Raw genomic sequence first — 24,601 nt, 5'->3', positions numbered from 1 at the left:
ACATAGACTTCGACGGTGTCACCAACCTTGAGGGTAGTGTCCTTGCCCTTGACGCCGAATTCCTTCAGCGGCACGCGGCCTTCGACCTTGAGGCCGACGTCGATGATGGCCATGTCCTTTTCGATCGCCGTGATCGTGCCCTTGACGACCTGGCCTTCGCCGGAGTGACCGGTGGTGAATGATTCTTCGAGCAGGCTCGCGAAATCATCGCGAGTGGGATTTGCAGCTGACATTGTTTCTCCTGGAGTGCCCCGCATCTGGAAGCGGGACGGGCGCCGTGGGTTAGCGTTGCGTTGGCCTGCCGGCGTTCCGGGCTACAAAAGCCCTGGGCCGCTCTTTAAGCGGCAATTCCGGCGCATGTAGAATGCTGGCAGGCTGGTTCGTGCCCGATATGGGTATTTTCTTCGCCTCCGACAACGGAAAGACGAGGGAAAAACCCGGATCAGACCTAGTCTCTCTTGGCCAAGACGTCATCGATGATCGCCATGGCTGCAAGAAACGCGGCTTCTATAGCCATTTCGCTGGTATCAAGCAAGTGCGCGTCGGCGGCCGGCTTCAAAGGTGAGTCGGCACGGCCCATGTCGCGCTGGTCGCGGCGCATGATATCGGCGAGGATCTCGGTAAAATCAGCGGTCCCGCCGATGCTCTCGATCTCGGCCAGCCGGCGCTGTGCTCGCACCTCGGCGCTCGCCGTCACATAGAGTTTGATGTCGGCGTCGGGGCACACCACGGTGCCGATGTCGCGCCCATCGAGCACCGCACCCGGCGGTGTCTTGGCGAAGTCGCGCTGCTTTTCGACGAGGATGCGCCGCACGGTCGGGTACACTGCGACCTTGGAGGCCGCCTCGCCGACCGCATGCGCCGACAAGACCGTCCGGTCGAGCTTTGCCAGATCGACCTGGCGGGCAGCGGTTTCAGCCGCCGAGACATTGTCGAGCGGCAGCGCGTGCTGGATGAGCGCATAGGCCACGGCACGGTAGGTGAGGCCGGTGTCGAGCAGGTTGAGGCGGTAGTGGTCGGCCAGCCGGCGGGCGAGGGTGCCCTTGCCGGCGCCGGCGGGGCCGTCGATGGCGATGGTGAAGACGTGTGTCATTGGCAGACCGCCGAAAGGGTTGGGCGCTGGCCTGCCAACGTACCAAGGCTATTGGTTGCCACGACCGTCACCCGATCTCCGCGCCCAGCGCCGTCATCAGCCCCATGAACTCCGGAAAGCTGGTCGCGATCATGGCGGCGTCGTCAATGGTCACCGGCTTTTCCGTCGCCAGCCCCATGACCAGAAAGCTCATGGCGATGCGGTGATCGAGATGGGTCTGCACGGTGGTGTCCTTGCCATTGGGATGGCCGCCAAGGCCCTTGCCGCCCGGTTTGCCGCGCACGGCAAGCGAAGCTTCGCCTTCGGTGCAGTCGACGCCGTTGAGCGTCAGCCCGTTGGCGACGGCCGACAGCCGGTCGGATTCCTTCACCCGCAACTCCTCCAGCCCCTGCATCAGCGTTTCGCCCTCGGCGAAGCTCGCAGCGACCGCCAGCACCGGATACTCGTCGATCATCGACGGCGCCCGCTCGGGCGGCACGATGACGCCCTTGAGCTCGGAGTAACGTACCCGCAGGTCGGCGACATCCTCGCCGCCGGCATTGCGCGGGTTGAGGATGTCGATGTTGCCGCCCATCTCCTGCAGCGTCAAAAGCAGGCCGGTGCGGGTCGGGTTCATCAGTACGTTTTCGATCGTGATGTCCGAACCCGGCACGATCAGGGCGGCCACCAGCGGGAAGCCGGCTGAGGACGGGTCGCCCGGCACGGCGATGGTCTGGCCGGTCAGCTTGCCCTGGCCTTCGATGAAGATGTGGCGCACGCCACGCTCGTCGGTTTCGACCGACAGATTGGCGCCAAACCCCTTCAGCATCTTTTCGGTGTGGTCGCGTGTCATCACCGGCTCGATCACCGTGGTGATGCCGGGCGTGTTGAGGCCGGCGAGCAGCACTGCGGACTTCACCTGCGCCGAGGCCATCGGCACGCGATAGGTGATCGGTGCGGCATGCTTGGGTCCATGCAGTGTGATCGGCATGCGGTCGCCCGGCGTCGCCTTCAGCACCTGCACGCCCATCTGGCGCAAGGGTTCCAGCACACGGCCCATCGGCCGGCCCGACAGCGAGGCATCGCCGATGAAGGTCGTCTCCATGTCATAGGTGCCGACAAGGCCCATGGTCAGCCGCGAGCCGGTGCCGGCATTGCCGAAATCGAGCGGGCCTTCCGGCTGCAGCAGCGCGCCGTTGCCGGTGCCGCGGATCACCCACTCGTCGCCGTTCTTCTCGATATGCGCGCCCATTGCCTTCATGGCCGCGCCCGTGCGCATCACGTCCTCGCCTTCGAGCAGGCCGGTGATGCGGGTCTCGCCGGAGGCGAGGCCGCCGAACATGAAGGAACGGTGCGAGATCGACTTATCACCCGGCACGCGCGCGATGCCGGAAAGGGCTGGGGATTGGCGGGCGGTGGCCGGCTTGGGGGCGGCGGCGTGAGACATGGAATTTCCCTGGACGGAATGCCGGCGGGCCGGCGCTTTTCATTTGTTGCGGCGGTCTCGTACCACGGTGGGCCGAAATGGTCATCCCCATGGTCGTCACTTCACGCGAGGCCTTTCAATGCATGGTTTTGTGACGCCGGCTTTTCGCTTTGACAGCGCTGCAAACTGTGGTTAAGGGGACCACTCTTTTATTGACGAGGCTTGCCGTGGCAAAAACCGAACTTGGCACAAAACGTATCGACCCGGAGACGGGCCGAAAATTCTACGACCTGAACAAGGACCCGATCGTCTCGCCCTACACCGGCAAGACCTATCCGCGTTCCTATTTCGAGGAAGGCAAGATTGCCGCTCTCGAGGAGGAAGAGGAAGTGGCCGAGAAGGAAGTGGACGCCGAGGAAGAAGAAGGCGTTGAGGTCGTCTCGCTCGAAGAGGCAGATGAGGACGTCAAGGGCGACGACCTGCCGGATCTTGGCGACGACGCGGACGACGTTGATCTCGGCGACGACGAAGATGACACCTTCCTCGCCGACGAAGAGGAAGAAGATGACGACGTTGCCGACATGATCGGCGTCGGCGACGACGACGACGAGGTCTGATCGGCCTTGAAAGCGGGCGTTTGCGGGCTTTCGAGGACTGTGAAGAAAAAGCGACTCTCGAAGGCTTGATATCTGAGAAGGGCGGGGTTAGAAGCCGCCTGCACTAACGGCGCGGTCTCCAACCCGCGCCGGATCTCTTCGCCGGAAACGGCGCCGGTTGACTGCCGGAAGTGGGGCCATAGCTCAGTTGGGAGAGCGCTTGAATGGCATTCAAGAGGTCGTCGGTTCGATCCCGATTGGCTCCACCAAACAGTCCCTCTGCAATTCGCAGCCGATGAATGTGCCGCACTGCGGTCATCTGCGTTTGATGGTCAATTCAGGCAATGCCGCTGAAAGCCCCTCGATCAAACGGAACGAACGAGCCATTTCTCGAGAGCAACTGCTCGCCGGACAAAGTCTTCACTATTCCTGGAGTGCTTGGAGTCTGAAAGCCAGCCCGATCACCACTCGGCGAAGGAACCGTCCTTGTGGCGCCAGACCGGGTTGCGCCAGCGGTGGCCTTCCCTGGCACGTTCCTTGACATAATCCTCGTCGATCTCGACACCCAGGCCCGGGCCGTCGGGAATGGCGACATAACCATCCTCGTAGCGGAAGACATCCTTGTTGGCGGCATAGTCGAGCAGGTCGTTGGCGGCGTTGTAGTGGATGCCGAGGCTCTGCTCCTGGATGAAGCAGTTGTAGCTGACCGCGTCGAGCTGCAGGCACGAGGCAAGCGCGATCGGCCCGAGCGGGCAATGCGGCGCGACCGCGACATCATAGGCTTCCGCCATCGCCGCGATCTTGCGGCATTCTGTGATGCCGCCGGCATGCGACAGGTCGGGCTGGATGATGTCGACGACGCCTTCCTCGAACACGGACTTGAAGTCCCAGCGGCTATAGAGCCGCTCGCCGAGCGCGATCGGTGTCGAGCCAAGCGCGGCGATCTCCTTCAGCGCCTCGCGGTTTTCGCTGAGCACCGGCTCCTCGATGAACATCAGCCTATAGGGTTCGAGTTCCTTGACGAGCGCACGCGCCATCGGCCGGTGCACGCGGCCATGAAAATCGACAGCGATGCCGATGTTGGGCCCGACGGCCTCGCGCACCATGGCGACGCGTTCGACAGCGGCGTCGATCTTGTCATGGCTGTCGACGATCTGCAGTTCTTCGGTACCGTTCATCTTGAGCGCCAGGAAACCGCGCGCAACCATTTCCCTGGCGCCGGCCGCGACCTCCGCCGGGCGGTCGCCGCCGATCCAGGAATAGACCTTGATCGAGTCGCGCAGCTTGCCGCCGAGCAGTTCGTGCACGGGCACGCCGAGCGCCTTGCCCTTGATGTCCCACAGTGCCTGGTCGATGCCGGCAATGGCGCTCATCAGGATCGGGCCGCCGCGGTAGAAACCGCCGCGGTGCATCACCGTCCAGTGGTCCTCGATCAGGCGCGGATCCTTGCCGATGAGATAATCGCCAAGCTCCTTGACCGCCGCCTCGACGGTCAGCGCCCGGCCTTCGACCACCGGCTCGCCCCAGCCGGTGACGCCGGCATCGGTTTCGATCTTCAGGAACAGCCAGCGCGGCGGAACGATGTAGGTGGTGAGCGAGATGATTTTCATGCGCAGTCTCAGTTGCTCTTGAGTTTCTTGGCGCTGACGAGGTCGCGCGCCGCGAGGTCGAGGATCTTGTTTGCCGCGCCACGCGCGGCATCGGCATTGCGCATACGCAGCGCCTCGACCACCTCGCGGTGCGCCGCCACGGCCTCCATGCGCCGGCCGAGCGAAATCACCGCCGTCGCCTCCAGCGAGAATTTCAGCCCGGTGTCGATGAGATTACCGATCTGGCGAAAGATCGGGTTGTGGCTCGCGGCATAGACGATCTGGTGGAAAGCGATGTCGCTGCGCGAGAAGGCGGCGAGATCCTCGCCGGCGCCGGCCATGCCGCGCCAGGTGGCTTCGAGATCGGCGATCTCCTGCAGCGTCGCGCGCGTGGCGGCGAGTTCGGCAACCAGCGGCTCGATGGCCCGGCGAGTCTCAAGAATGGCGTCGAAGAGCTTGTCGTCCAGTGCATGCGGCGCGTGCCAGGCCAGCACCTGCGGGTCGATGATGTTCCAGTCGTCCTCGTTGCAGACGATCGTGCCGACGCGTGGCCGCGACAGCACCAGCCCTTTTGCCGCCAACACTTTCAGGGCCTCACGGATGACGGTGCGGCTGACGCTGTATTCGACGCCGAGCTCGTTTTCGGTCGGCAGTGAGGAGCCGGCCGGATAGCGCCCGGAAAAGATGTCCGAGGCAATCGCCTTGGTCACGTCGGGCATGACGCGCGGGCGGCGAGTGGCTGTGTCGCCTTGCGGTTTCTTCAAAGTCCCGGTCACCTCAGCCCTCCTCCAAGGCGGCGAACCGCTGGTTTCGCACAACCGGTCCGGCCTTAACGGATGCGGATCAATTGCGCCAGCGATCGCTGGTCAGAGCATGTACATTAATTATCATACCAGATCAATTGACGAGTATGATAAAAGCGATTAGAGACTCCGGCATCCGGGCTGAGCGCCCGGTCATCGCTGGGAGGTAATCATGCGACTTTTGAAGACCGCGCTCGTCGCGGGCGCGCTTGCCGTGCTGTCCGTCACGACCATCGCTGCATATGCTCAGGACACCAAAATCGGCTTCATCGTCAAACAGCCCGAGGAGCCGTGGTTCCAGGACGAATGGAAGTTCGCTGATCAGGCCGCCAAGGAAAAGGGCTTCACCCTGGTCAAGATCGGCGCCGAAGACGGTGAGAAGCTGATGTCGGCCATCGACAATCTCGGCGCCCAGGGCGCGCAGGGTTTCATCGTCTGCACGCCCGACGTGAAGCTCGGCCCCGGCATCGTCGCCAAGGCCGCCGCCAACAATCTCAAGCTGATGACTGTCGATGACCGCCTGGTCGGCGCCGACGGCAAGGCGCTGGAAGACGTGCCGCATATGGGCATCTCGGCAACCAAGATCGGCGAGGCGGTCGGCCAGGCGATCGTCGACGAGATGAAGGCGCGCGGCTGGAAGGCCGACGAGGTCGGCGCCATCCGCGTCTCTTACGACCAACTGCCGACCGCCGTCGACCGCGTCGAAGGCGCCATCTCGGTGCTCAAGGCAAACGGCTTCAAGGCCGAGAACATTTTTGACGCCCCTCAGGCCAAGACCGATACGGAAGCTGCCCTCAATGCGGCGACCGTCGTGCTCAACGCCCATGCCGAGATCAAGAAGTGGGTTTCTTTCGGCCTCAACGACGAAGCGGTGCTGGGTGCGGTGCGTGCCTCCGAAAGCGTCGGCATCCCCGCTGATAGCGTGATCGGCGTTGGCATTGGCGGCGCGGATTCGGCGATCAACGAGTTCAAGAAGCCGACGGCCACCGGCTTCGTCGGCACCGTGATCATCTCGCCGAAGCGTCATGGCTACGAAACGGCGCTCAACATGTATGACTGGGTTGCCAGCAACAAGGAGCCGGAGAAGCTGATCCTGACTTCCGGTGCACTCGCCAAGCGCGACGACTACCAGAAGGTCCGCCAGGGCCTCGGCATCGAATAATCCTCCCTGTACAAACAGGCGGCGGCTCATCCCGCCGCCTGTTTGCCATTCCATAAGAGGATCGCTGCCCGTGTCCTTTCTCGACTTCTCGCACATCACCAAGACCTATCCGGGCGTCAAGGCGCTGTCGGACGTCTCGTTCGGCGTCGACAAAGGCGCCGTGCATGGGCTGATGGGCGAGAACGGCGCCGGCAAATCCACCCTGATCAAGATACTGTCCGGCGACCAGCATGCCGATCAGGGCGAGATCCGCATCGACGGCAGGGTTCAGGCCTATACGTCGACCCGGGATGCCTTCGACAATGGCGTCATCGTCATTCATCAGGAACTGCAGCTGGTTCCTGAACTCACCGTTGCCGAAAATCTCAGCCTCGGTCGTTTCCCTGCCAACGCCGGCATCATCGCCGGCCGCCGGATGCTGGACGACGTCGGCGCCAAGCTGAAATCGGCCGGCATCGACATCGACATGCGCCGCAAGGTCAAGACGCTGTCCATCGGCGAACGCCAGATGGTCGAGATCGCCAAGGCGATCATGCTCGACGCACGCGTTATCGCGCTGGACGAACCGACCTCGTCGCTGTCCTCGCGCGAAAGCGAAATCCTGTTTGCCCTGATCGACCGCCTGCGCGGCGAGGGCAAGGTCATCATCTACGTCTCGCACAGGCTCGACGAAGTGTTCCGGCTCTGCGACAGCCTGACCGTGCTGCGCGACGGCAAGCTCGCGGCGCACCATGCGTCGCTGAAAGGCGTCACCCGCGACCAGGTCGTCGCCGAAATGGTCGGCCGCGAGATTTCGGATATCTGGGGTTTTCGCGCACGAAAAACGGGCGATGTCCGCCTGAAGGTCGACGCTCTCAGCGGCCCCAAACTGAAGACGCCGGCCAGTTTCGAGGCGAGGGCAGGCGAGATCGTCGGCTTCTTCGGCCTGATCGGCGCCGGGCGCTCGGAACTGATGCGGCTGGTCTATGGCGCCGATCCGCGCTCGGGCGGCACCATCACCGTCGACGGCAAGCTGGTCCCTGCCACCGATCCGCGTGGTACGATCCGGGCCGGCATCGTGCTGTGTTCGGAGGATCGCAAGCATGACGGCATCATCCAGGGCCGCTCGGTCGAGGAGAACATCAACATCTCGTCGCGGCGCCATCACACGCGCTTCGGCGTGTTGAACCGCGCCAGCGAGATCGCCACCGCCGAAACCTTCATCAAGAAGCTCAAGGTGCGCACGCCGTCGCGCAAGCAGGACATCATCAACCTCTCCGGCGGCAACCAGCAGAAGGTCATTCTTGGCCGCTGGCTGTCCGAACAAGGGGTGCGGGTGCTCATTGTCGACGAGCCGACGCGCGGCATCGACGTCGGTGCCAAATCGGAAATCTATGAACTGCTCTACCAGCTTGCGCAGGACGGCATGGCGATCGTTGTCGTCTCGTCCGAACTGCCGGAGGTGATGGGCATCTGCGATCGCATTCTGGTGATGTGCGGCGGCCGCGTCAGCGCCGAGCTCACCCGCGACCAGTTCGCCGAAAGGGCGATCCTGGCCGCCGCTCTCCCCGATCAGAAAACCCCCGACGCGATCGCATCTTGAGGACTTTTGGCATGACCGACCAGTTGAAAAAAATCCTGCTCGGCGAACAGGGCCTCGTCGTCATCTTTGTCGTCGCCTTCGCGCTGGTGTCGGCTCTGGTGCCGAATTTCCTCACCGACCGCAATATGCTCGGCCTGCTGCAGTCGGTGGTCACCGTCGGTATCGTCGCCTGCACCATGATGTTCTGCCTTGCCGCACGCGACTTCGACCTGTCGGTCGGCTCCATCGTCGCCTTTGCCGGCATGGTCGCTGTGATGGCGTCGAATTACACCGGCTCGATCCTGCTTGGCCTCTTGGCGGCAATTGCCAGCGGCGCCTTCGTCGGCTTCATCAATGGCGTCGTCATCGCCAAATTCCGCATCAACGCGCTGATCACGACGCTGGCCACCATGCAGATCGTGCGCGGGTTTGCGCTGATTGCGTCCGACGGCCGCGCCGTCGGCATCAACAGCCCGGATTTCTACCAGCTCGCGCTGTCCAAACTGCTCGGCATTCCGACGCCGGTCTGGGTGCTCGCCATCCTGTTTTGCATCTTCGGCTTCGTCCTCAACCGCACCGTCTTCGGCAAGAACACATTGGCCATCGGCGGCAATCCGGAGGCTTCGCGCCTTGCCGGCGTCAATGTCGACCGGACGCGCATCTGGATTTTTGCGCTGCAAGGCGTCGTCTGCGGCATCGCCGGCATCCTGCTGGCGTCGCGCATCACCTCGGGCCAGCCCAACGCGGCGGTCGGACTGGAACTCTCGGTCATCTCGGCCTGCGTGCTCGGCGGCGTCTCGCTTGCCGGCGGCCGCGCCACCATGTCGGGCGTCATCGTCGGCGTGCTGATCATGGGCATCGCCGAGAACGCCATGAACCTGCTCAACATCCCGGCCTTTTACCAGTACATCGTGCGCGGCGTTATTTTGCTCCTGGCCGTGCTGCTCGACAATCTGCGCTCGTCGGCTTTGGGCCGGCGTTGAGTCGGGGCAGGGCATGTCGGCTGGAATACTACTGGAAAGCAATCGGCTGTGCGTCGAGATCAGCCCCTCTGGCAGCGCAATCGTCAACGGCCATACGGCCGACGGGGTGCCATTCCTGCGTCCCTACCAAGGCGAGGCCGAGTTCGACGTTGTGCACTGCGCTTGCTTTCCGATGGTGCCGATCGGCAATCGCGTCGAGGGCAATGCGTTTTCCTGCGGCGGTCAAAACTTCACGCTGGCGCCCAACACGACTGATCCTTTCTATATTCACGGTGACGGCTGGCAGGCGAACTGGAAGGTCGAGGAGCATCGCGTCGACCGCCTCGATTTGGCCTTCGATCATCCGCGCCGCGTCGACTCGCCCTATGTCTACCATGCGCGACAGTCGTTCCGGCTCGCCGGCGCGCGGCTGGAACTCCGGCTTGCCGTCGAAAATACCGGCGTCATTCCACTGCCATTCGGCCTCGGTTTCCATCCATTCTTTCCGCGCACGCCGCGGACGACCTTGTTTGCGCCGGCCGAAACCTGGTGGACAGAGCGCGACGGGCACCTTCCAGCGTCCAGGAGCGCCATTGCCGACGATGTCGCTTTCTCAACGCCGCGCCATTTGCCCGACCGTTGGCTGAACAATGGCTTCGAAGGGTGGAGCGGCATCGCGCGCATCATCTGGCCGGAGCATTGTCTGGGGATCGACATCGAGGCGGACGCGGAGCTCGACCGCTACATGCTCTTTGCGCCGGACACGGACCGAAGCTTCTTCTGCCTGGAGCCGATGAGCCATACCCCAAATGCGTTGAAGCATTTCGATGCCGACCCAATGGGGATCAAGGTACTTTCCCCCGGCGAGGTTCTCAGAGCAAGATTCGCAATGACCGTCTTCGACTGGAGCGACAACCATGGCTGAGCGCCTTTCCGGCAAACGCATCTTCCTGACCGGCGCCGCGCAAGGCATCGGGCTGGCGATCGCCGAGGCCTGCCTTGCCGAAGGCGCAAGACTGTTCCTGGTCGACCGCGACGGCGCACTGCTGGACAAGACCGTCGCGGGCCTCGCCGTGCCGCGCGGCCATGTCGGGCATGCGGCAGCCGACATCAGCGACGGTGCCGCGATTGCCGCTGTCGTCAGCCAAGCGGCCGCCGAGATCGGCCCCATCAACGCGCTGATCAACAATGCCGGGGTCAATGTGTTCTCGACGCCGCTCGAGGCGACCGAGGAGGAATGGAACCGCAACTTCGACGTCAACGTCAAGGGCGCCTGGAATTGCAGCAAGGCGGTGTTGCCGGGCATGATCGCGAGCGGCGGCGGCGCCATCCTCAACATCGCCTCGACGCACAGCTTCACCATCATCCCACACACCTTTCCCTATCCGGTCGCCAAGCACGCGCTGCTCGGCCTGACCAAATCGCTGGCGCTCGAATATGCGGCGCAAGGGGTGCGCGTGAACGCGCTGGCGCCCGGCTATGTCGAAACCCAGAAGGCGATCGACTACTGGAACAGCTTTGCCGATCCGGCCACAGCACGCGCCAACACCATGGCGCTACATCCTGGCGGCCGCATCGCCACGGCGCGCGAGATTGCGCTGGCTGCGGTGTTCATGATTTCCGACGAGTGCCCGTTCATGAATGCGGCCACGCTCGTCGTAGATGGTGGGCTGAGCCAGCTCCAGCATCCAGCCTGAATTCCGGGAAAATCATGACCAAGAGACGATCGCAGCACTGGTTCGGCGGGCAGGGCAAGGACGCCTTCATTCACCGCAGCTGGATGAAGAACAACGGCCTGCCCGACGATGCCTTCGACGGCCGCCCGGTGATCGGCATCTGCAACACCTTCTCCGAATTCACGCCTTGTCACGTGCATTTCCGTGGCCTGATCGAGCACATCAAGGCGGGCGTGCTGGAAGCCGGCGGCCTGCCGCTGGAATTCCCGGTCTTCTCCTGCGGCGAATCCAATCTGCGCCCGACGGCGATGCTGTTCCGCAATCTCGCCTCGATGGATGTCGAGGAAGCGATCCGCGGCAATCCGATGGACGGTGTCGTGCTGATGGCAGGCTGCGACAAGACCACCCCGTCGCTGGTCATGGGCGCGGCCTCCTGCGACCTGCCGTCGATCGTCATTTCCGGCGGGCCGATGCTCAATGGCCGTTTCCAGGGCCGCGAGATAGGTTCCGGCACCGATGTCTGGAAATTCTCCGAGGATGTCCGCGCCGGCGTGATGAGCGAGCAGGATTTCGCTAATGCCGAGAGTGCCATGTCACGCTCGCCGGGTCATTGCATGACCATGGGCACGGCCTCGACCATGGCCTCGATGGTCGAAGCGCTCGGCCTGGCGCTGCCGGGCAACGCTGCCTATCCGGCGGTCGACGCGCGCCGCAGTCGCATCGCCCGCATGACGGGGCGGCGCATCGTCGAGATGGTCAATGAGAATCTCCGCCCGTCCGCCATCCTCAAGAAAGAAGCTTTCGCCAACGCCATCCGTGTCAATGGTGCCATCGGCGGCTCGACCAATGCGGTCGTGCATCTGCTGGCGATTGCCGGCCGCGTCGGCACCGAACTGACACTGGACGATTGGGATCGGTATGGCCGCGATGTACCGACCATCCTCGACCTGATGCCGTCAGGCCGCTTCCTGATGGAGGACTTCTGCTACGCAGGCGGCATTCCGGCGGTCATGAAGGAGATTGGCGATCTGCTCGATCTCGACGTGCTGACCGTCACCGGCAAGACCGTGCGCGACAACATCCGTGACGCTGAAAACTACAATCCCGAGGTGATCCGCCCGCGCGACAAGGCGCTTACTCCCAATGGCGGTATCGCGGTGCTGCGTGGCAATCTGGCGCCCGACGGCGCCATCATCAAGCCGTCAGCCGCGTCACCGGCCCTGATGAAGCATCGCGGCCGCGCCGTCGTCTTCGAGGACATCGACGACTACAAGGCGCGCGTCGACGATCCCGCGCTCGACGTCGACGAAGCGTCGATCATGGTGCTGAAGAATTGCGGCCCCAAGGGCTATCCGGGGATGGCCGAGGTCGGCAACATGGCGCTGCCCCGGAAGCTGCTGAAGCAGGGTGTCCGCGACATGATCCGCATCTCCGATGCCCGCATGTCCGGCACCGCCTTCGGCACCGTCGTGCTGCATGCCGCACCCGAAGCCGCCATCGGCGGCCCGCTGGCGCTGGTCAGGAGCGGCGACTTCATCGAGCTCGACGTCGAAGCAAGGAAGCTGCATCTCGACGTGTCGGCACAGGAGCTGGCGCGGCGTCGTGAATCCTGGCTACCGCCCGTCCCGGCGATGCGCGGCGGCTATCAGGGCCTCTATGTCGACCGTGTCCTGCAGGCGGACCGCGGCGCCGATCTCGACTTTCTCGTCGGATGCCGTGGCCACGCCATTCCACGCGAAAGCCATTGAGGCCGACCAGCATGCCCAATTTCCGGCCTGACGATTTCCACGGCATTCACGCCATTCTCTACGCGCTCTTTGACGCGAACGAACAACTGGACCGCGCGGCGATGCGTCGGCAGGTCGAGATCTGCCTGGCGACGGGCGTGCACGGCATGGCGGCGCTCGGCCTGGCGACGGAAGTCGCCAAGCTGACCGAGGCCGAGCGCCGGACGATCATGGACTGGACGGCGGAAGATACGGCTGGAAAAGTGCCGCTTGCCTTCACCATCTTCGGCGCTTCGGTGGCTGAGCAGGTGGCACAGCTTCGCCATGCTGAAAGCGTGGGAGCGGATTGGGTGATCCTGCAGCCGCCGCCGGTCGGATCCTATGGTGCGCTGGAATACACCAGGTTCTTCGGCCGCGTCGCCGAGGCAACCGACCTGCCGGTGGCGATCCAGAACGCGCCGGCGTTTTTCGGGCGCGGCCTGTCATCGGACGAGATCCGCGAACTTGTCACGCTTCATCCCAACATAAGGCTGATCAAGGGCGAAGGCCCTGTCACCGACATTGCCGGATTAATCGAACGCACCGAAGGCCGGATACCCGTTTTCAACGGACGCGGCGGCCTTGAACTGATCGACAATTTCCGCATCGGTTGCCGCGGCATGATCCTGGCGCCTGATGGCATCGACCTCGCCGTGCGCGCCTACAATGCGTTTCGGATCGGTGACGAAGCGACGGCCGAGGCCGAGTACGCAAGAATGCTGCCGGCAGCGGTCTTCGTCATGCAGGGCATCGAGAACCTGATCTGCTACGGCAAGCGGCTGTTCGGCGCCCGCGCAGGCATCCCGATACACGACCGGGCTCCGGCGATGCGGCCCAACGAGACCGGCGTGGCGATGGTGGCGCGCTTTGCGGCTGGCCTCGGTCGGTTGCCTGGCTGAACGGCAACTGCCCTTCAATAGGTCGTCCGCCCACCCGACAGGTCGAACGTGGAGGCGGTCGTGAAACTGTTCTCCTTGGAGACGAGCCAGGCGACCATCGCCGCGGCTTCGTCGACCTCCAGCAGGCGGCCGCGCGGAATGCGCGAGCGCATATATTCGATGTGCTCCGGCGTCAGCTGTTCGAGGATGCGCGTCTGTGCCGTGGCCGGCGAGATGCAGTTCACGGCGATGTCGTACTGCGCCAGTTCCTTGCCGAGCGACTTGGTCAAGCCGATGACCGCCGCCTTCGAGGCTGAATAGGCGGAGGCGTTGGGGTTGCCCTCCTTGCCGGCGACGGAAGCGATGTTGACGATCCGTCCGTAATTGCGCTCCTTCATCCCGGGAACCACGGCGCGATTGACGTAGAACGTACCGTTTACGTTGACGTCGATGACCTTCTTCCACGTCTCGATGTCGTAGACGTCGAGCGGGGCGGCAGGGCCGGCAATTCCGGCGGAATTGACCAGAATGGAAATCTTGCCGGCCAGATCTTCGGTCCTGGCGCGCGCCGCGTCCACCGACGTCCAATCGGCGACGTCCACGATCTCTGTCGTGGCAGCGTTGCCGAGTTCCTTCTTGGCGGTTTCGAGGCGGGCCTCATCGAGATCCCACAAGCTGACCGTCGCGCCGGAAGCGACGAAACGCCTGGCCATCGCGAAGCCGAGGCCTTGGGCGCCACCGGTGACCACAGCGTGCTGGCCGTCAAGATCGATCCTGTTCATGTCGAGCGGTTCTTTCCGTTTGAGCTACTTCCGGGATAAAGGCCGGCCTGTGCAGGCCGGCGATCGCTACATGGTCGCGCCAAGGCTCCATGGCACGAACTCGTTGTCGCCATAGCCGAGCGCTTCCGACCTGGTGCGCCCGCCGGAAGCGACGCGCAGGATCTCGGCAAAGATCTCCTCGCCCTTCTCGGCCAGCGAGACGCCGTCCAGTATGTCTCCGCAATTGATATCCATGTCCTCGCGCATCTGCTCGAAGATGAAGGTGTTGGAGGCAAGCTTGATCGAGGGCGTCGGCTTGCAGCCGAAGGCCGAACCGCGGCCGGTGGTGAAGCACAATATGTTGGCGCCGCCGGCGACCTGCCCGGTGGCCGAGACCGGGTCGTAGCCGGGCGTATCCATGAAGACGAGGCCGCGCTCGTTGATCGGCTCGGCATATTCCAGCACCGCCCGCAGATTGGTGGTGCCGCCCTTGGCGGAAGCGCCGAGCGATTTCTCCAGGATGGTCGTCAACCCACCCAGCTTGTTGCCGGGCGAAGGGTTGTTGTTCATCTCCATGTCGTGCCTGGCGGTATAATCCTCCCACCAGCGGATGCGTTCGATCAGCTTTTCGCCCACCGCGCGGCTCTCGGCGCGCAAGGCGAGGAGATGTTCGGCGCCATAGATCTCGGGCGTCTCCGAGAGCACCGCCGTACCGCCTTGCCCGACAAGCAGGTCCACCGCAGCACCTAGTGCCGGATTGGCGCTGATGCCGGAGTAACCGTCCGATCCGCCGCATTGCAGCGCAAGCACCAGTTCGGAGGCTGGTTGCGGCGTCCTTTCGGCGGCGTTCACCGTAGGCAGCATGTCGACGATCGCCTTCACGCCAGCCTCGACCGTCTTTCGCGTACCGCCGGTTTCCTGGATGGTCATCGTGCGGAAAATCGTGCTCTCCTCGATGTTGTACGACTGCATCCAGCGTGGGATCTGGAACGCTTCGCAGCCGAGTCCGACCATCAGCACGCCGCCGACATTGGGGTTCGTGGCAAAGCCCCATTGAGTCCGTTTCAACAGGTCGTAAGCGGGACCCTTGGTGTCGATGCCGCAGCCAGTGCCGTGGACGAGTGCGATGATACCGTCGACATTGGGATAGTCGTGCAGGATGCCAGACCGGTTGACCTCGTCGGTGATGAACCGGGCGACGCTGGCAGAGCAGTTCACCGAGGTCAGGACGGCAATGAAGTTGCGCGTGCCCACCTTGCCGCTCGGTCGGCGGTAACCCATGAAAGTAGCGCGCTCGGCCTCGGCAACGATCTCGGTTTGCCTGGTATTCGTGCCGAAGACGTAGTCGCGTTCGAAATTTCGCAGATACACATTGTGCTCGTGAACCCAGTCGCCGGCGACGATTGGTTCCCGCGCAAAACCGATGGTCTGGCCGTATTTCACGATCGGCTGGTCCGAGCCGATGTCGCGCAAGGCCATTTTGTGCCCGCGCGGTATGCGTGCCCTGGCAGCCACGTCACCGGCTTTTTCGCCGATCTTCAACGGATCGACCGCCAGAAGAATGTTGTCGGCCCCCGAAAGCTTGATGAACCGCGCCATGACCCAAACTCTGAAAAAGTTCTCCGCGACAGGAGGTCGAGAGACAAGAAATGATTTGGAATACTAATATAATAGAATGTCAGAGGTCAAGGAGGTCAAGGCCGGAGACTGCATGAGGTCGTCGTGAAAGACGGACCGGTCGCCACGTCGTTGGGGCATATCCGGGAGAGAAAGCGACTGCCCGACAACGTTCTGGTCAATCGAGATGGAAGACCTCTTCCATGGCCGCCCACCATTCGCCGTCGGCGCGCGTCGGCAGCGGCGTCTGCATGGGGTCGCACAGTTCCCACCATTTGGGCATGGCCGGCGACTCGCTCATCCGCGCTGCATCCCTGGCGAAGTCGCTGCCGTGATACTCCCAGCAGGCGAACAGAAGGTTCTCCGGTTCGCGCAGGAAGATCGAATAGTTGCGGATGTTGGCGCGGCTGATGACGTCGAGCACTTCGGGCCAGACGGCGGCGTGGACGCGCTTATAGTCCGCGATCGCCTCGGCTTTCACGCCGATACAAAGTCCCATTCTTTGCATGCTGGTTGCTCGCGGGGCTTCAGCCGAGAAGGTCGGCGGCGACTTCGAGCGTGTTGCGGAACGACGTCTCGAGATGATGTTCCATGGCCCGTGCCGCACCCTCGGCGTCGTGGCGCTTCAGGGCGTCGAAAATGGCCTCGTGCTGCTCGATCGTCTGTTCGCCATAACCCGGTCTTGGGATGGCGAGATAGCGCCCGCGATCCATCTGTGCCTTTGAGATGTCGACGGCTCTCCAGATCATCGGCAGGCCGCAGATCTCGGCTATGGTGCGGTGGAAGACATCGTCGAGTTGTATCGCGGTGGCATATCTGCCGCGGGATATGGCAAGCCGGTGCGCCGCCATGTTGTCTTCCAGCAATTCGCTGGCTGCCGCTGTGAACTTGGCGGCCGCGCGTCGGGCGCTTTCCATCTCCAGTGCCCGCCGGATGACATAGGCTTCTTCCAGGTCGGCCCGGCTGATCGGAGCAACATAGGTGCCGGTCTGCGCCAGGATCTTGACCAGGCCCTCGTCGCTGATGCGCTTGACCGCTTCGCGAACGGGGGTGCGAGACACCCCCAGGGCCTCCGCGATGGCGACCTCGTTGATGACCTCTCCCGGCTTCAACTGCCCGACGACGATCAGGTTGCGGATCTTGTGGTAGATCTGATCGCGGAGCGGAAGAGCCCGATTGAGCGTCGAAGGATCCAGGTCCATTGCAAATCCGTGTCTTCGTTCACCAGAAATGGCCAGATAATACTAGAATGTCAATTGGAACGCATCCAATACAAGCGTGGGGTCGGGGACGCACCACGTCATGACGACCCGCCGGAATCCAGCTTGCCAGAACTGTTATATTAGTGCAATAGTGAGGATGAACGATGGAAAATTCAGTCCGGGACTGAGGCTTGGATCTTCAACAGCGCAGGCCATTCAAGCTTGTTCGAAGAAGCCCGACTGCGTTTGCAGCGCTATTATACTAACATATCGAAGGCCGATGTAGCGCACCGGCCGGCCGCCAGGAGGAACCTAGCCAGATATGACCGTCGCCGCCGATTGCGCCTTGGATATGCGAGGCATCAGCAAGAACTTTCCAGGCGTGAAGGCTCTGTCCAACGTCAATTTTGCCGTGAAATTCGGCACCGTTCATGCGGTCGTGGGTGAGAACGGCGCCGGCAAATCGACGCTCATGAAGATCCTCAACGGATCCTACGCGCCCACCAGCGGCACGATCAAAGTCGGTGGCGCCGAGGTGCGCATGCGCCGGCCCGCCGACGCCCAGGCGCTCGGCATCCGCATGGTGCACCAGGAAATCAATCTGGTCCCCGACCTGACCGTCGCCGAGAACGTCTATCTCGGCCGCATGCCCGGCAAATGGACCTTTCTGCGCAAGCGCGAGATGGTCAGGGCGGCGGCTGCCGTCCTCGACGAGCTCGGAGCGGCCATCAATCCGCGTGAACGGCTCGGCAACCTTTCTATCAGCCAGCAGCAGCTCGTCGAGATCGCCAAGGCCTATGCGGCGCAGCCGAGGATCATCGTGCTGGACGAGCCGACATCCAGCCTCAGCGAGCATGAGACGGCGGCGCTGTTCCGGATCCTGCGCAAGATGCGCGATGACGGCATCGCCATCGTCTACATCAGCCATCGGCTGAAGGAGGTGCTCGAAATCGCCGATGAGGTGACGGTGCTGCGCGATGGCTCAATGATCGAGACGCGTCCGATCAAGGGCATAAAGGCTGCCGATATGATCAGGCTGATGGTCGGTCGCGAAGTTAGCAATGTCTTCCCGAAAAGTCCGGCCGCGATCGGCAAGTCCGTGTTGCGCGTGGAGCATATCAGCGACCGACAGCGCTTCCGCGATGTCAGCTTCGATGTGCGCGCCGGCGAGATACTGGGCTTGACCGGCTTGGTGGGCGCTGGTCGCACCGAGGTTGCCCGCGCAATCTTCGGCCTGTCGCGGCTTGTCGAGGGCACGGTCAGCGTCAACGGACGCGAGGTCTCGATCAACTCGCCATCCCAGGCGGTCAGGGCAGGCATTGCCTATGTTCCGGAAGATCGCAAGGGCGATGGCGTCGTGCCTGGAATGTCGGTCCGGGAAAACATCAGCCTGCCCATCCTGCGCCGCCTGACCCGTTTCGGACGCATCAGCCGCAGCGCCGATCGCGCGCTTGCCCGGGATTCGGTCAAGCAGTTTTCGATTTCACCGCCCGACGGCGAACGGCGCATCAGCCTTCTGTCGGGCGGCAACCAGCAGAAGGCGGTCATCGCCAAATGGCTTGCCGCCAAACCTTCGGCGTTGATCCTCGACGAGCCGACGCGGGGCGTCGACGTCGGCGCCAAGGCCGAGATCCACCACATCATCGGCCAACTCGTCGCCGGCGGCATGGCGGCCGTGATGATCTCGTCGGAACTGCCCGAAATCCTCGGAGTCTGCGACCGCGTGGTGGTGATGCGCGATGGCTATGCCTCCGAGCCTCTCTTGCGCAGCGAATTGAGCGAGGAGCGCATCATGGCGCTGGCCACCGGGGAGGAGATGGCTTGAGCGAAGCGGCCATGGAGATCGGTGGCGTGAACCGCAACGACCGCTTTACGCGTGGCAGCAGGCTTGTCGATGTCCTGTCGAAGGCGGGGCTCGCCTTCGCCATCGTCGCCGTGATGCTTTACGGCTCCCTCGTCAGCCCCGCCTTCTTCACGTCAGGCAATTTGCTCAACGTCCTGACCTCGATGTCCATCGTCGGCATCGTCGTCGTCGGCATGACCTTCGTGCTCGTGGTCGGCGGCCTGGCCGACCTGTCGGTGCCGGCCACCATCGCCTGCGGCGCCATCCTGTCGCTCGGGCTGCAGCCGATGATCGGGCCGCTGCCGGCGTTCCTGCTGGCGGTGGGTCTCGCGGGCCTCATAGGCCTGCTCAACGGGAGCCTGGTCGGATATGTCGGCATCAATCCCATCATTGCCACGCTCGGCGTTGGCACGATCGGACTGGGCATCGTCCAAGCGGCTGTCGGCGGGGTCATCGTCTATGGCAGCAATCCCGCCTCAGCCGAATTCGCCAAGGGCCGGCTGTTCGGCATTCCGGTCGTGGTGTTGATCTTCCTGGTCATCGCCCTTGTCGGCCATTTCGTCCTGTCCCGCTCCTTCTGGGGCAGATGGACGCTCGCCACCGGCGGCAATTACAGCGCCGCCGAGGCTAGTGCGGTTCCGGTGCGGGCCGTGAAGGCTGGCGCCTTCGTGATCACCGCACTGGCTTCCGGCATCAGCGGCGGCCTGCTCGGGCTGACGCTGCAGAGCGCGCGGCCGCTCATCGGCGGCGGCTACGAATTCAGCGCCATCACGGCGGTGGTGGTCGGCGGCGTGTCGATCGTCGGCGGCTTCGGATCGGTGCCGCGGGCCATTGCCGGCCTCATCTTCGTGCAACTGCTGACCAACGTCATGGTGCTCGACGGTGTGCGCACGCCAATCCAGGGTTTCGTGCTCGGCATCCTGATCGTCGGTGCCGTCGGCATGGATGCGGCATTGCGCAAGCGGGGCGTGGCGTGATGCGTTTTCTTTCGCTTGTCTCGCAGCATCGCGTCGTCATCATTCTCGGCCTGACGCTCGTCATTTCCGCGCTGTTGGTCCCCGGCTACCTCTCGGCATCGACGCTCGGCCTCGGTCTCGACCGGGCGGCGACGATCGGCCTGATCGCGGTCGGCCTGACGGTGCTTTTGATATCGGGCCAGATCGACCTCTCCGGTGGCGCCGTGTTTGCCCTGGCCGGCATCGTATCGGTCATCCTGCAGCGAGAGATCGGCATCCTGCCCGCCGCGATCGCCGGCATCCTGGTCGGTACCCTGGCAGGCGCCATCAACGGCATGCTGGTCGTCGGCCTGAAGGTGAATTCGCTCGTGCTGACGCTCGCGACGATGCTGATCTTCCGCTCACTCGCGCACTGGATCACCAACAGCCAGCCGGTGACCGGAACCGACATCATGCTCTCCCTGGCGCTGGCCAAGATCTATCTCGATGTCTTCACCCTCCGCAGCGTGCTGTTCATCGCCCTGATCGTGCTGCTGCATTTCTGGCTGACGCGCACCATACCTGGGCGCAACGTCTTTGCGGTGGGGTCCAACCCGGCGGCTGCCAAGGAAAGCGGTATCGCCTCGGACCGTATCGTCTTTCTCGGCTTTGTCTTTGCCGGCACGCTTGCCGGCCTGGCGGGGGTTCTCCAGAGCCTCGTCACCAACACCGGCTCGCCTGTCTTCGGCTCGGAACTGACGGTCGCCGTCATTGCCGCGGTCGTTGTCGGCGGGACTCGTCTCGAAGGCGGCAAGGGATCCGCGCTCGGCACGCTCGGCGGCGTGCTGACGATCGGCTCGCTGACCATCGCGATGGAGTTCCAGTCCGTTCCCGCATACGTCCAGCAGGTCGTGTCCGGGCTTATCCTGATCCTGCTCGTCGTGCTCGATCGGGCCGTTACCACCAAGGGGAGGGCTCCGGGCACGCGCCCGGCGCTCGTTCGCGACAATCCAATCACTCAAGGAGGAACCACATGATTGGGAGGAAACACATGATTGGCAAGAAAAGCATGCTTCACGTCGCCGCCATGGCGGCTGTGCTGGCATCGACGGGCTGGGCCAGCGCCAAGACGGTCTGCTACGTGACGGCAGCGGATTCGCATGCCTACGCGACGCCGGCCAACAAGGCGCTTCAGGCGCGCGCTGCGGAACTCGGCATCGAGATCCTGAGCCTCAGCCAGGATTTTGATGTCCAGAAAGGCACCGAGCAGCTCAACACCTGCGTTGCGCGCAAGGTCGATGGCATCATCCTGTGGCCGCTCGACCCGCAGGCATACATACCGGGGCTGGCGCGCGCGCAGCAGGCGAACATTCCGGCGATCCTCATCAATTCGCCGATGAGCGACGATGCCAAGCCGTTCATCAAGTCGTTCACCGGGCCTGATGTCTATGAGGAAGGCAAGCTGGCGGCGGACTCGCTGAGCAAGGCGCTGGGCGGCAAGGGCTCCGTCGTCATCATCGCCGGCCAGGCCGGCAACGGCACCACGATCGGCCGCGTCAGCGGATTTACCGACCGTCTCAAGGAAACCAATGCCGAGATCAACGTGCTCGACACGGTCAACGCCGACTTCGACCAGCAAAAGGCGCTGGTGGTGAGCCGCGATCTGATCACACGCTTCGGCGACCAGATCAGCGGTGTCTACGCCAATGACGACACGATGGCCCGCGGCTTCATCGACGCATGGAAAGAGGCGAACCCCTCCAAGGCCGCACCGCCGATCGTCGGCATCAATGGCCAGAAGGATGCGTTCGAATCGATCCGCACCAATGAGATGTACTCGACCATCGTCCAGTCGCCCGTCGAGGATGGCCGCCTGGCGATCAACACGATGGCCGAGATCATCGAGGGCAAGGAGGTCAAGGACCGGCTGCCGATCCCGCTGACAGTTGTCACCAAGGACAACGTCAACGCGGTCGAACCAGCGTTCTGATGCAGGAAGGCCGGCCCGCTGCACTCGGGTCGGCCTCGCCGCCGATTTCTTGGGGAGAGAAATTCTAATAGCGGCAACGGAATTGGAATAAACTAACTCTACAGAGTTTGTGGAATAAGCAATCTGCACTGGCGATCTGGTTTCCACCCGGACAGGACCACGCCATGCCTACCTTTTTGCGCTCGCCGTCAACCAAAGCAGGCATCTCCGGCCGCCTCCGTCAGGCGACGGGAGACAGGCCATGAGCAAGCACATTCCAGACCCTATCAAGGTGCTCTGGTTTCTGCCGACGCATGGCGACAGCCGCTATCTCGGCACGGCCGAGGGCGGCAGATCGGTCGATCTGCCCTATCTGACGCAAGTGGCGAAGGCGGCCGACACGCTCGGCTACTATGGCGTGCTGTTGCCGACCGGCCGCTCGTGCGAGGATTCCTGGGTGATCGCATCGGCTCTTGTGCCGATGACCGAACGCTTGCGTTTCCTTGTCGCCGTGCGGCCCGGTTTGCAGTCGCCGACGCTGGCCGCGCGCATGACTGCGACGCTGGACCGCATCTCAAATGGCCGCCTGCTGATCAACGTCGTCACCGGCGGCGATCCGCTGGAGAACAAGGGCGACGGCATTTTCCTGTCGCATGCCGAACGCTATGAGGTGACGCAGGAGTTCCTGCGCATATACAAGCGGGTGCTGAGCGGCGAGACGGTCGAGCATGACGGCAAGCATTTCCACATCGAGGACGGAAGGCTGCTGTTTCCGCCGGTGCAGACGCCTTACCCGCCGCTGTATTTCGGCGGTTCGTCCGATGCCGGGTCGACGGTGGCGGCGCAGGAGATCGACAAATATTTGACCTGGGGCGAGCCGCCTGCCGATGTCGAGCGCAAGCTGGACAGGGTGCGTGAACTGGCGCAGAAGGCCGGCCGCAAGCTCTCTTTCGGCATTAGGCTGCATGTCATCGCCCGCGAAACCACCGAGGAGGCCTGGGCCGCTGCCGACAGGCTGATCAGCCGCCTCGACGACACGACGATCGCCTCGGCCCAAAAAGTCTTTGCGCGCATGGATTCGGTCGGGCAGGCGCGGATGAGCGCATTGCATGGCGGCGATCGTGCCAAGCTCGAGATCGCGCCCAATTTGTGGGCAGGCGTCGGCCTGGTGCGCGGCGGTGCCGGTACTGCCCTTGTCGGCGACCCCGACACGATCGCCGAGCGTATCGACGAGTACCGGCGCCTCGGCATCGATACCTTCATCCTGTCCGGCTATCCGCATCTGGAAGAAGCCTATCGCTTCGGCGAACTGGTGCTGCCGAAACTGCCGACCGACCATCCGGTAAAAGCCGCCGGCTCGTCCGTCAACACCGGTCCGTTCGGCGAGACCATCGCCGGCGACCACCGGCCGAAATCGCTCGCCAGCGCCTCGTGAACGCGCTCCCTCCGGCCCGCCGGTTGCGCGTCGCCATCCTTGGCGGCGGCTTTTCCGGCGCGGCGGTGGCCTGGCATCTGGCGCGGGCACCTCAATCGGAGTGCCTGTCGATTTCCGTCATCGAGCCGCGACCAGCGCTCGGCGGCGGCCTGGCCTATTCCAGCGAGGAACCGTCGCACCGGGTCAATGTCCCCGCAGTCAGGATGAGCATGGCTCCCGATGATCCGCAGCATTTTGCACGCTGGTTGGCTGGCAGCGGAGAACTCGAACACGACCCGGATGCCATCTGGAAGAACGGCGACGCTTTTCCGCGCCGTCGCGTGTTCGGCCGCTACGTCGCCGAGCATCTGGCGCCGTATCTCGGTTCCGGCCTTGTCCATCATGTCGAAGGTTCCGCCACACGCGTGACACGCGATGCCAGTGGCGCGGGCTGGACCGTGCACACCTCTGCCGGACCGGTCGTCGCCGATATCCTCGTCCTGGCAGCGACGCATCCGCGGCCCGGCATTCCCAACGCGCTGGCCTCGCTGACGGAAGCGCCAGGTTTCGTCGCCGATCCGTACGCTTCCGCCGCGCTTTCAGGGATCGGGCCGGAGGCGTCGGTGCTGATCGTCGGCTCCGGGTTGACCTCGGCCGACATGGTCGCCGAACTCGACCGCCGTGGCCATCGCGGCCGTATCCTCGCGCTGTCGCGCCGCGGCCTGCGCTCGCGCGGCCACCCGGATATCAGGGGCGAGCCTTTTGGCGACTTTGCATCCGCGCCGGCCACGACGGCGCTCGGCCTGCTCAAGACCATTCGCGCGACGCTGGCGGCCGCGCGCGCCGCCAGCGTCAACTGGCAGTCGGTCTTCGATCAGCTGCGCCTCCAGGGGCCGGTGCTGTGGGCCGCACTTGCGCCGCCGGAGCGGGCAAGGCTGGTGCGCCAGCTGCGCGTGTTCTGGGACGTGCATCGCTTCAGGATCGCGCCGCAGGTCGCCGCCGTGCTCGACCGGCGTCATGCCGCCGGTACAGTCGACACCATTGCCGCCAGGCTTGTCGCGTCGAACGACGAGGACGGCAGCCTGGCTGTCAGCTTTCAACGGCGCGGGCAGACCCGGATCGAGACGATGCGCTTCGCTGCCGTCATCAACACCACCGGTCCGGCCCATGGGCAGGCGCTGCAGCTGAACCCGGCGCTAAGCTCGCTGGCGGAAGCCGGCTTGATCAGGACGGACCAATATGGGCTTGGCATCGAGACAGGTCTCGACAGCCGCGCGATCGGCCGGGACGGCGCGGCGGTCGCGACACTCCTGGTCGCCGGCCCGCTGGCACGAGGGACTTTCGGCGAGCTCATGGGTCTGCCGGAAGT

At 63.7% G+C, this 24,601-nt stretch carries 23 protein-coding genes and 1 tRNA gene; 15 read left to right on the top strand and 9 right to left on the bottom strand.

The genetic code is table 11. The features are described 5' to 3' along the window. From EN990_RS36285 to aroA, 3 genes are all read right to left on the bottom strand, one after another. On the bottom strand, nucleotides 1-233 hold a 233-nt coding region (locus tag EN990_RS36285), incomplete at its 3' end, for a S1 RNA-binding domain-containing protein (RefSeq protein WP_245469206.1). A gap of 215 nt (nucleotides 234-448) precedes the next feature. Beyond that, nucleotides 449-1,093 carry a (d)CMP kinase gene (cmk, locus tag EN990_RS24815; protein WP_032898722.1) on the bottom strand — a complete coding sequence of 215 codons (645 nt, stop codon included), beginning with the start codon at nucleotides 1,091-1,093 and terminating at the stop codon, nucleotides 449-451. Between the two features lie 67 nt (nucleotides 1,094-1,160). Further along, nucleotides 1,161-2,519 (bottom strand): 3-phosphoshikimate 1-carboxyvinyltransferase, encoded by a 1,359-nt coding sequence (aroA, locus tag EN990_RS24810; RefSeq protein WP_013528181.1) that lies wholly within the window; start codon nucleotides 2,517-2,519, stop codon nucleotides 1,161-1,163. 206 nt (nucleotides 2,520-2,725) lie between these two features. Here aroA and EN990_RS24805 point away from each other — a divergent pair, with 206 nt between their 5' ends. Beyond that, a complete protein-coding gene (locus EN990_RS24805) occupies nucleotides 2,726-3,115 on the top strand; it encodes a TIGR02300 family protein (RefSeq protein ID WP_127370662.1) in 390 nt (129 codons plus the stop codon). Between the two features lie 172 nt (nucleotides 3,116-3,287). Next, nucleotides 3,288-3,363, top strand: a tRNA-Ala gene (locus EN990_RS24800). 192 nt (nucleotides 3,364-3,555) lie between these two features. Here the strand turns inward: EN990_RS24800 and dgoD are convergent. Together dgoD and EN990_RS24790 are read right to left on the bottom strand one after the other, a co-directional pair. After that, nucleotides 3,556-4,704 carry a galactonate dehydratase gene (gene dgoD / locus EN990_RS24795; RefSeq protein WP_127368303.1) on the bottom strand — a complete coding sequence of 383 codons (1,149 nt, stop codon included), beginning with the start codon at nucleotides 4,702-4,704 and terminating at the stop codon, nucleotides 3,556-3,558. An 8-nt stretch (nucleotides 4,705-4,712) separates the two neighbouring features. After that, a complete protein-coding gene (locus EN990_RS24790; protein WP_245465090.1) occupies nucleotides 4,713-5,402 on the bottom strand; it encodes a FadR/GntR family transcriptional regulator in 690 nt (229 codons plus the stop codon). 256 nt (nucleotides 5,403-5,658) lie between these two features. On the opposite strand from EN990_RS24790, the gene EN990_RS24785 reads away from it, so the two are divergent. The 7 genes from EN990_RS24785 to EN990_RS24755 all read left to right on the top strand — a co-directional run bounded on the left by EN990_RS24785 (nucleotide 5,659) and on the right by EN990_RS24755 (nucleotide 13,512). Further along, nucleotides 5,659-6,648, top strand: coding sequence for an arabinose ABC transporter substrate-binding protein (locus tag EN990_RS24785; RefSeq protein WP_024501894.1), 990 nt, complete (start codon nucleotides 5,659-5,661; stop codon nucleotides 6,646-6,648). A gap of 70 nt (nucleotides 6,649-6,718) precedes the next feature. Continuing rightward, nucleotides 6,719-8,230: an L-arabinose ABC transporter ATP-binding protein AraG gene (gene araG, locus EN990_RS24780; RefSeq protein WP_027164219.1), complete on the top strand. Its 1,512-nt coding sequence runs from the start codon at nucleotides 6,719-6,721 to the stop codon at nucleotides 8,228-8,230. 11 nt (nucleotides 8,231-8,241) lie between these two features. Continuing rightward, nucleotides 8,242-9,192, top strand: a complete 951-nt coding sequence (gene araH / locus EN990_RS24775; protein ID WP_013528175.1) for an L-arabinose ABC transporter permease AraH — start codon at nucleotides 8,242-8,244, stop codon at nucleotides 9,190-9,192. Nucleotides 9,193-9,205: 13 nt separating this feature from the next. Further along, entirely contained in the window at nucleotides 9,206-10,096 is an 891-nt protein-coding gene (locus EN990_RS24770) for an aldose 1-epimerase (RefSeq protein WP_127368305.1), read from the top strand. Continuing rightward, complete coding sequence (locus EN990_RS24765) at nucleotides 10,089-10,868, top strand: SDR family oxidoreductase (protein WP_127368306.1); 780 nt, start codon at nucleotides 10,089-10,091, stop codon at nucleotides 10,866-10,868. The genes EN990_RS24770 and EN990_RS24765 overlap by 8 nt, the downstream gene beginning before the upstream one ends. Nucleotides 10,869-10,882: 14 nt before the next feature. After that, nucleotides 10,883-12,595: an IlvD/Edd family dehydratase gene (locus tag EN990_RS24760; protein WP_127368307.1), complete on the top strand. Its 1,713-nt coding sequence runs from the start codon at nucleotides 10,883-10,885 to the stop codon at nucleotides 12,593-12,595. An 11-nt stretch (nucleotides 12,596-12,606) separates the two neighbouring features. Then, on the top strand, nucleotides 12,607-13,512 hold the full coding sequence (locus tag EN990_RS24755) for a dihydrodipicolinate synthase family protein (protein WP_027164224.1): 906 nt from the start codon (nucleotides 12,607-12,609) through the stop codon (nucleotides 13,510-13,512). A 14-nt stretch (nucleotides 13,513-13,526) separates the two neighbouring features. On the opposite strand, the gene EN990_RS24750 is transcribed toward EN990_RS24755, so the two are convergent. The 4 genes from EN990_RS24750 to EN990_RS24735 form a co-directional block, all read right to left on the bottom strand. Further along, nucleotides 13,527-14,273, bottom strand: a complete 747-nt coding sequence (locus EN990_RS24750) for an SDR family NAD(P)-dependent oxidoreductase (RefSeq protein ID WP_013528170.1) — start codon at nucleotides 14,271-14,273, stop codon at nucleotides 13,527-13,529. Between the two features lie 66 nt (nucleotides 14,274-14,339). Then, entirely contained in the window at nucleotides 14,340-15,851 is a 1,512-nt protein-coding gene (locus EN990_RS24745; RefSeq protein ID WP_127368308.1) for an altronate dehydratase family protein, read from the bottom strand. A 196-nt stretch (nucleotides 15,852-16,047) separates the two neighbouring features. Next, on the bottom strand, nucleotides 16,048-16,377 hold the full coding sequence (locus tag EN990_RS24740; protein WP_127368309.1) for an L-rhamnose mutarotase: 330 nt from the start codon (nucleotides 16,375-16,377) through the stop codon (nucleotides 16,048-16,050). A 19-nt stretch (nucleotides 16,378-16,396) separates the two neighbouring features. Beyond that, entirely contained in the window at nucleotides 16,397-17,071 is a 675-nt protein-coding gene (locus EN990_RS24735) for a GntR family transcriptional regulator (RefSeq protein WP_013528167.1), read from the bottom strand. 322 nt (nucleotides 17,072-17,393) lie between these two features. On the opposite strand from EN990_RS24735, the gene EN990_RS24730 reads away from it, so the two are divergent. From EN990_RS24730 to EN990_RS24705, 6 genes are all read left to right on the top strand, one after another. After that, entirely contained in the window at nucleotides 17,394-18,896 is a 1,503-nt protein-coding gene (locus EN990_RS24730) for a sugar ABC transporter ATP-binding protein (RefSeq protein ID WP_127388410.1), read from the top strand. After that, the gene (locus tag EN990_RS24725; RefSeq protein WP_245461030.1) at nucleotides 18,893-19,891 is read left to right on the top strand and encodes an ABC transporter permease; all 999 of its coding nucleotides are present in this window, start codon (nucleotides 18,893-18,895) and stop codon (nucleotides 19,889-19,891) included. Before EN990_RS24730 ends, EN990_RS24725 begins: the two co-directional genes overlap by 4 nt. Further along, on the top strand, nucleotides 19,891-20,886 hold the full coding sequence (locus EN990_RS24720; protein ID WP_063169855.1) for an ABC transporter permease: 996 nt from the start codon (nucleotides 19,891-19,893) through the stop codon (nucleotides 20,884-20,886). Before EN990_RS24725 ends, EN990_RS24720 begins: the two co-directional genes overlap by 1 nt. 14 nt (nucleotides 20,887-20,900) lie before the next feature. Continuing rightward, nucleotides 20,901-21,839, top strand: a complete 939-nt coding sequence (locus EN990_RS24715) for a sugar ABC transporter substrate-binding protein (protein WP_013528163.1) — start codon at nucleotides 20,901-20,903, stop codon at nucleotides 21,837-21,839. A 241-nt stretch (nucleotides 21,840-22,080) separates the two neighbouring features. Next, on the top strand, nucleotides 22,081-23,253 hold the full coding sequence (ssuD, locus tag EN990_RS24710) for an FMNH2-dependent alkanesulfonate monooxygenase (RefSeq protein WP_127369493.1): 1,173 nt from the start codon (nucleotides 22,081-22,083) through the stop codon (nucleotides 23,251-23,253). Beyond that, on the top strand, nucleotides 23,250-24,601 hold a 1,352-nt coding region (locus EN990_RS24705; protein ID WP_127388409.1), incomplete at its 3' end, for an FAD/NAD(P)-binding protein. The genes ssuD and EN990_RS24705, both read left to right, overlap by 4 nt.

This window comes from Mesorhizobium sp. M7A.F.Ca.US.005.03.1.1 (assembly GCF_003997975.1).
Classification (GTDB): Bacteria; Pseudomonadota; Alphaproteobacteria; order Rhizobiales; family Rhizobiaceae; genus Mesorhizobium; species Mesorhizobium ciceri.
This window is presented reverse-complemented; position numbering and strand designations above follow the sequence as displayed.

Bases quoted from the DNA above. Each gene is read 5' to 3' on its own strand.
- ssuD (WP_127369493.1), top strand. From the start codon at position 22,081: ATGAGCAAGCACATTCCAGACCCTATCAAGGTGCTCTGGTTTCTGCCG.
- EN990_RS24765 (WP_127368306.1), top strand. From the start codon at position 10,089: ATGGCTGAGCGCCTTTCCGGCAAACGCATCTTCCTGACCGGCGCCGCG.
- cmk (WP_032898722.1), bottom strand. From the start codon at position 1,093: ATGACACACGTCTTCACCATCGCCATCGACGGCCCCGCCGGCGCCGGC.
- EN990_RS24755 (WP_027164224.1), top strand. From the start codon at position 12,607: ATGCCCAATTTCCGGCCTGACGATTTCCACGGCATTCACGCCATTCTC.
- EN990_RS24745 (WP_127368308.1), bottom strand. From the start codon at position 15,851: ATGGCGCGGTTCATCAAGCTTTCGGGGGCCGACAACATTCTTCTGGCG.
- EN990_RS24735 (WP_013528167.1), bottom strand. From the start codon at position 17,071: ATGGACCTGGATCCTTCGACGCTCAATCGGGCTCTTCCGCTCCGCGAT.
- EN990_RS24750 (WP_013528170.1), bottom strand. From the start codon at position 14,273: ATGAACAGGATCGATCTTGACGGCCAGCACGCTGTGGTCACCGGTGGC.
- EN990_RS24770 (WP_127368305.1), top strand. From the start codon at position 9,206: ATGTCGGCTGGAATACTACTGGAAAGCAATCGGCTGTGCGTCGAGATC.
- EN990_RS24790 (WP_245465090.1), bottom strand. From the start codon at position 5,402: ATGCCCGACGTGACCAAGGCGATTGCCTCGGACATCTTTTCCGGGCGC.
- EN990_RS24720 (WP_063169855.1), top strand. From the start codon at position 19,891: ATGCGTTTTCTTTCGCTTGTCTCGCAGCATCGCGTCGTCATCATTCTC.
- araH (WP_013528175.1), top strand. From the start codon at position 8,242: ATGACCGACCAGTTGAAAAAAATCCTGCTCGGCGAACAGGGCCTCGTC.
- EN990_RS24740 (WP_127368309.1), bottom strand. From the start codon at position 16,377: ATGCAAAGAATGGGACTTTGTATCGGCGTGAAAGCCGAGGCGATCGCG.
- dgoD (WP_127368303.1), bottom strand. From the start codon at position 4,704: ATGAAAATCATCTCGCTCACCACCTACATCGTTCCGCCGCGCTGGCTG.
- EN990_RS24785 (WP_024501894.1), top strand. From the start codon at position 5,659: ATGCGACTTTTGAAGACCGCGCTCGTCGCGGGCGCGCTTGCCGTGCTG.
- EN990_RS24730 (WP_127388410.1), top strand. From the start codon at position 17,394: ATGACCGTCGCCGCCGATTGCGCCTTGGATATGCGAGGCATCAGCAAG.
- EN990_RS24715 (WP_013528163.1), top strand. From the start codon at position 20,901: ATGATTGGCAAGAAAAGCATGCTTCACGTCGCCGCCATGGCGGCTGTG.
- aroA (WP_013528181.1), bottom strand. From the start codon at position 2,519: ATGTCTCACGCCGCCGCCCCCAAGCCGGCCACCGCCCGCCAATCCCCA.
- EN990_RS24760 (WP_127368307.1), top strand. From the start codon at position 10,883: ATGACCAAGAGACGATCGCAGCACTGGTTCGGCGGGCAGGGCAAGGAC.